We start from the raw sequence: 5800 nt of genomic DNA on the forward strand, positions 1-5800 counted from the left end.
CCTTTCGCACAGCTACATCCATTCTTTCTGGAATAGAAGCTATGCATATGGTGAAAAAAGGGCAACTTGTTTTATTGGACAAGTCTGTCCAAAATCAAGTGAAGTTCATCCATCAACTATTTGGAATTGCAGCTTAAGACTAGATTTCACTAGGAAACTTTTCGCATCTTTATATCTTTCCTAAGTATTTGCACCAGAACCAAATAGACTGTAATCAATAAAAGCAACACCTCCTAGTTCTACATTGAGCCACCTTAACTTTGTGAATTTTATTTTAGAGAAATGTCACTTGGTAAAGTGTGTAACATAATGGAAATTTATGTTAAAATTATATTAGAAAAGTTTACAAAATAATTAGACATACAAAGGGAGAAATTGTGTTGAAATCTATTAAAAAACTAGCCATTATATTACTAATTGTTTCAATTTTCTTTATCGTATATAAAAATATTTCAAAACAAAAAGAAGGTTATGAATTTGTTATGGAATATTTAAAAACACATAAGACAGATAAAAATGTATCTTTTATTCTACAAAGAAATGGAAAAAATCTAGTAAGTATAAATTCTGATGAGGTAATTCCTTTAGCAAGCATGATGAAACTAATTATTGCTGTAGAATTTGCTAAACAATCTGCTGAAGGAACGATTAAAGTTGATCAACAAATTCCCTTAAGTGATTTAGAAGCATATTATATAAAAGATACAGATGCCTCTAACCACCCTAATTGGATTCGTTATTTAAATGAAAAAAACATTATTCGAAATAATCAAGTAACATTAGAAGAAATTGCAAAAGGAATGTTGCAGTTTAGTTCCAATGCAAATGCTGATTATTTAATAGACAAATTAGGTTTGGAAAATATTAATCAAACGATGAAAAATTTACAATTACCTCATCATCAAGAATTATATCCACTTGTATCTAGTTTATATGTTGCTGGCAATTTAAAAAAAGAAGAGAATTTAACCCAAAACGAAACCTTAATAAAAATGAAAGCTATGTCACAACAAGAATTTGCTAGGGAATCTATTAAGATTCACCAATGGATGAAAAATTCTACTGAATTTAAACAACGTAATATCCCATGCCTAGGCGATATTGAATTTCAAAGAATATGGTCAGATAATTTACCAGCCGCATCCGCAAAAGACTATCTTCTATTGATGGAACGACTGAATCGTAAAGACTATTTCCCACAGAATGTGCAGAAAGAGTTAGACAAGATTGTCGAATGGCCTATGGAGAATCCAAATAATAAGGAATGGTTAATACATGTAGGGCAAAAAGGTGGTTCAACTGCATTTCTATTAACAAACTCCCTTTATGCAAAGGATAAAGAGGGAAATATGACGGAACTAGTGTTTATGTTTAATGACTTAAATGAAACTGATTATATGAACCTGAGTGAACATTACAATGATTTCGTGTTAAAAACTTTGAATGATCAAAAATTCAGAGATCTCTTGATTGAAAATTTAGATTAATTCAGAGATCGACCACACCATCTCTATATGGAGAGGCGGGCATGATACCATTGTGAGGGTGTGAAATTCCTGTCCACCGCAACATTCGCAAAGTAATCATGCTCGTATGGGATCCATGTCAAGCCTATACGAGCATGAAAATATGTTCTCAAAGTATGTGAATTTCACTCGTTTCAATTGGCTCAAATTTAATTGCGAATTGGCTTAATTTTCGGTTGTGAAATATAAAAATTCCTAAACTTTAGTTTTATCAAATACAATTTCTCAGAATTCTCCTTATTTCCATTACATAAAATGTATATTCACTATCCGGTCTAATACTTTATTTTAATATAACTCTTATCATGAAATATAAACGATTCGTCAGTCTAAATCTTTATTTTAGTTAATTAGACAAATACGAATAGCAATATCCCATTAGACCAAGGATGTTCAGTCTAAAACATTTTTTAAACTGAACATATAGTATTCGTCATTATTTACATAGGATTTAAATATATTCATAGCGAAATAAACTAAGTACAAAAGGAGGAGTAACTATTATGTCATTTCCAGTTCTAGAAACAGAAAGATTAATATTAAGAGAAATTACAAAAGAGGATTCAAAAGCTATTTTTGATTACTTTTCAAGAGACGATGTAACACGATTTTATGGTATGAATTCTTTTAAAGATTTAAAGGAAGCAGAGACTCTTGTCGAGAACTTTCAGCGTGCTTTTCATGATAAAAAAGGAATTCGATGGGGAATTGTTACAAAAACAGAAAATAAATTCATTGGAACAATAGGGTTTCATGCTTGGAATCCTCAACATAAACGTACAGAAATAGGTTATGAGATTCATCCGGATTATTGGAGAAAAGGATATATATCAGAAGCCGTAAGAACTGTTATTACATATGGATTTAATGAATGGGATTTAAATAGGATTGGTGCAATTATTTTTACAGACAATGTAGCCTCACATAGGTCAGTACAAAAATTTGGTTTTAAACAAGATGGAGTATTAAGAGAATATATGTATCAAAATAATTATCCGAACGATGTTATCAGTTATTCTCTAGTAAAAAGCGAGTGGAATAATTAAAATCATTCTACTTCCGATATCGCATGTTATATTAACTAAATTAGCTTAAGATTAAATCATTGGAGGAAAAAGTATGAAAAATAAAATACCTCTAATAACATTCATTTTAGCTGCTTTATTTGTAGCTGGAGGTTTTGCATTCTTCTACTGGATCAAAACATTCCCATTCAACTAAAGAAACCTAACTACCAATAACGGATTTTATGTAAATAAGCTGTCCATATGGGCAGCTTATTGTATTTTTTGCTTAGCGTGGGGTTTTTCCAAAATGCTGGCGATACCCCATTGCTATCAAGCTAGTAATTTCAAGTATCCCAAAAACGGAAATTTTATTATTTTACAGTAATTTATGAGTGTAAACTTTGATAAATTTAAGACTGAATATTTCTAATAATGAAACTAATATTTCTATAAATTCTAAATATTTTCTTTTTTGTAAAAAATGATACATTTGAGGTATGAGTTACAAAACTATTAAAGGGGGATTATTTATGTTCAAGAAATTAGTAGTCGGAGCATTAGCAACAGGTATTGCATTAACTGGGGGGATTGGTGCAGCATCAGCTGATACAGTAAAACCTATTTCAGATAGAATTGAAAGTATAGTTGAAAATACAAATGAAGTCGAAAGACCATTTGTACCAAATTTTTCTGATAAAAATAATCTTATTGGAGAAAAAGCAGCTGCAGCATTTGATTGGGGATATTCCGGTAGTTATAATTTTTCTACATCAATTCAAGTGAAAAAAACTGTATCTGTAGCAGCCAACGGAACTATTGGAGTAGCTATTCAAAATAATAAAAATTTTAATTTTAAAGTTGTAGTAAAAAGTTTATCATCAGGAAACACCGTAACCCATAATGTAACAGGAGGGCCAATGAGTGGTGGTGATTATGTTTATAATTACTTTGGTCCTATGAAAGCAGGAAACTATGTTGTAACTCTAGTAAATACAGATGGTTCATGGCACCAAGGCACTGTTTGGCTTGGATGGTAATTACTTGAATTTATTTATTTTTGAACAGACTTTTCAAAAAAGAAAAGTCTGTTCTTTTTAATTCTGCACGTCCCTTTGTTTTGGAGATGCTGATTTAGAGGACCCGCCACATCGCTATCAAGTTAAGAAATACAAATACCTCCAAAACGAGAAAATTGACATCTTCATGTGAAAATGTACAATTTTTTTGTTTTGGGGTGTTATAAAACTCTTAAGTTGATGGGCATGTGGGCGGTACCCCACTAAGCAAAATTTCATAAAGAAAAAGCCGATTTCCTGTACGCTAAGAGATAATCGGCTTCTTACTGTTAAGTTGTCTGTAGTGGTCGTAGAGAGTCTAATGGTGCAATTTCTCTTTTGCTAAATCAGTATTCTTCTAGAAAGTTAATGTGTTCCCATTCTAATGGAGAAATATATTTTAATAATCCTTCATCAAATTGTTCTTTTTTCTTCAAAGCTTTTATTGCTTCACTTAAATAAACAGTATTCCACACACTAATTGCATTAATTAAGAGGTTTAGTACACTACTTCTTTGAAGTTGATCTTGTAGCGCTCTTTCTCGTAAATCACCATGTTTTTCAAAGAAAATAGCGAAAGGCAAGGCGATGAACACATTTACAAAATGACGAGAAAAATGACAAAACTGTAAGAATGCACGAATATTTGTAAGAAAGTTCGATGTTTTCCTTTTTCTTTTTTTATTATAGTGAGAAAGAAGAAGGAGGGATTTGAAAATGTCATTTTCTCAATTCAATATTGATATTTTTCGAGCAATTAATGATTTAGGTAAACAATATGTCTCATTTTTTCAACTTCTAATTGGAATTTAATTTTGGTTGATTACATAATAATTTCTATATATTTAAAGATACAGTAATTAAACAATTTTCAAACTCTTTAGAAATTTAATTTAACCTTCGTGAAATATAATAAATATAAGGTGGTGTTTATATGAAATATATTGTTGAAACAAATAATCTAACTAAAAAATATAAAAAAAGTAGTGTGGTTAGTGGTGTAAATCTAAAAATTCCTGAAGGTGAAATTTATGGATTTTTAGGACCCAATGGTGCTGGAAAGACAACTAGCATTAGAATGTTATTAGGCTTAATTAAAGCGACTGAAGGCAATATTACAATTTTCGGCAAAGATTTAAATGAAAATCGTTTATCTATTTTATCTGATGTTGGAGCACTAGTGGAAAATCCTTCTTATTATGCACATCTCAACGCAATTGAAAATTTAGAAGTTTATAGACTTTTAAGAAATATACCAAAAGAAAAACTACATGCTGTTTTAAAAACTGTCGGACTGCAGAATGCAGCACACCAAAAAGTTAAAGAATACTCTTTAGGCATGAAACAACGTCTTGGCCTTGCCATTGCATTACTTGGTGATCCTAGATTATTAATTTTAGATGAACCGACAAATGGACTTGATCCCCAAGGGATACATGAAATGCGTGAATTAATAAAGAGCCTTGCTAAGGAAAGAGGCATTACTATACTAGTATCAAGTCATTTATTAAGTGAAATAGACCAGATGGCTACATATGTTGGGATTATTTCAAAGGGACGGCTCATTTTCCAGGATAAAATTGAAGTTTTACGACAACATTCACATAATTCAATTAAGATTTTAGTTAATAAACCTAAGGAAGCATGGAAAATCATTCTTGCTAGTGGTATACCGTCAGTGATGGAGGAGGATAAAATTGTTATGTTTAATACTGATAATAAAGCTATAGCTAAGATTGTGAAAGCTTTAGTAGCAAATGATATATCTGTATTCCGTATTGAAGAAGAAAAAAATTCACTTGAAGATATTTTCCTAAACATCGTAAAGGAGGAACAAAACGATGTACAAATCCCTCTTAGCATCTGAATTTCTTAAATTAAAGCGTAAGTGGGTTTGGTTTTTAATAATGATAGCCCCAATAGGTGTTATTGTACTTCAAGCAATAAATTTCAGTTTAAGATACGATTACTTGATAGAAAAATATAAAAATGATTTGTGGGGAGGGCTACTTTCAAATGTTCAGTCTCTTTCCCTTCCAGCAATACTACTAGGGATTACAATTATTACTTCTATAATAGCCCATTTAGAACACAGCTCTACTTCTTGGAAACACCTATTAATACTACCAATAGAAAAAAGAAAAATATTTATAGCTAAATTTATATTAAGTTTTATTTTATTATTTATATCTTGCTTCATTCTCTTTATAGG

At 30.7% G+C, this 5800-nt stretch carries 5 protein-coding genes and 3 pseudogenes; 7 read left to right on the forward strand and 1 reads right to left on the reverse strand.

Annotated features, from left to right (window positions below; translation table 11 throughout):
- From BWGOE10_RS27800 to BWGOE10_RS27815, 4 genes and pseudogenes are all read left to right on the forward strand, one after another.
- Positions 1–137: pseudogene (locus BWGOE10_RS27800) on the forward strand (IS6 family transposase); the annotation flags it as partial.
- A gap of 240 nt (positions 138–377) precedes the next feature.
- A complete protein-coding gene (locus BWGOE10_RS27805) occupies positions 378–1487 on the forward strand; it encodes a serine hydrolase (protein WP_070146067.1) in 1110 nt (369 codons plus the stop codon).
- Positions 1488–2029: 542 nt separating this feature from the next.
- Entirely contained in the window at positions 2030–2572 is a 543-nt protein-coding gene (locus tag BWGOE10_RS27810) for a GNAT family N-acetyltransferase (RefSeq protein WP_070146066.1), read from the forward strand.
- Positions 2573–3063: 491 nt separating this feature from the next.
- Positions 3064–3570 carry a hypothetical protein gene (locus BWGOE10_RS27815; RefSeq protein ID WP_070146065.1) on the forward strand — a complete coding sequence of 169 codons (507 nt, stop codon included), beginning with the start codon at positions 3064–3066 and terminating at the stop codon, positions 3568–3570.
- A 365-nt stretch (positions 3571–3935) separates the two neighbouring features.
- On the opposite strand, the pseudogene BWGOE10_RS30670 reads toward BWGOE10_RS27815, so the two are convergent.
- A pseudogene (locus BWGOE10_RS30670) lies at positions 3936–4175 on the reverse strand (Tn3 family transposase); the annotation flags it as partial.
- Between the two features lie 130 nt (positions 4176–4305).
- On the opposite strand from BWGOE10_RS30670, the pseudogene BWGOE10_RS32225 reads away from it, so the two are divergent.
- From BWGOE10_RS32225 to BWGOE10_RS27830, 3 genes and pseudogenes are all read left to right on the forward strand, one after another.
- A pseudogene (locus BWGOE10_RS32225) lies at positions 4306–4368 on the forward strand (undecaprenyl-diphosphatase); the annotation flags it as partial.
- 154 nt (positions 4369–4522) lie between these two features.
- Entirely contained in the window at positions 4523–5455 is a 933-nt protein-coding gene (locus BWGOE10_RS27825) for an ATP-binding cassette domain-containing protein (protein ID WP_070146063.1), read from the forward strand.
- Positions 5430–5800 (forward strand): ABC transporter permease (locus BWGOE10_RS27830; protein WP_171903155.1); only part of this gene is annotated, 371 nt, incomplete at its 3' end. The genes BWGOE10_RS27825 and BWGOE10_RS27830, both read left to right, overlap by 26 nt.

Source organism: Bacillus mycoides (assembly GCF_001757995.1).
Classification (GTDB): domain Bacteria; phylum Bacillota; class Bacilli; order Bacillales; family Bacillaceae_G; genus Bacillus_A; species Bacillus_A mycoides_B.

Bases quoted from the DNA above. Each gene is read 5' to 3' on its own strand.
- BWGOE10_RS27825 (WP_070146063.1), top strand. From the start codon at position 4,523: ATGAAATATATTGTTGAAACAAATAATCTAACTAAAAAATATAAAAAA.
- BWGOE10_RS27810 (WP_070146066.1), top strand. From the start codon at position 2,030: ATGTCATTTCCAGTTCTAGAAACAGAAAGATTAATATTAAGAGAAATT.
- BWGOE10_RS27815 (WP_070146065.1), top strand. From the start codon at position 3,064: ATGTTCAAGAAATTAGTAGTCGGAGCATTAGCAACAGGTATTGCATTA.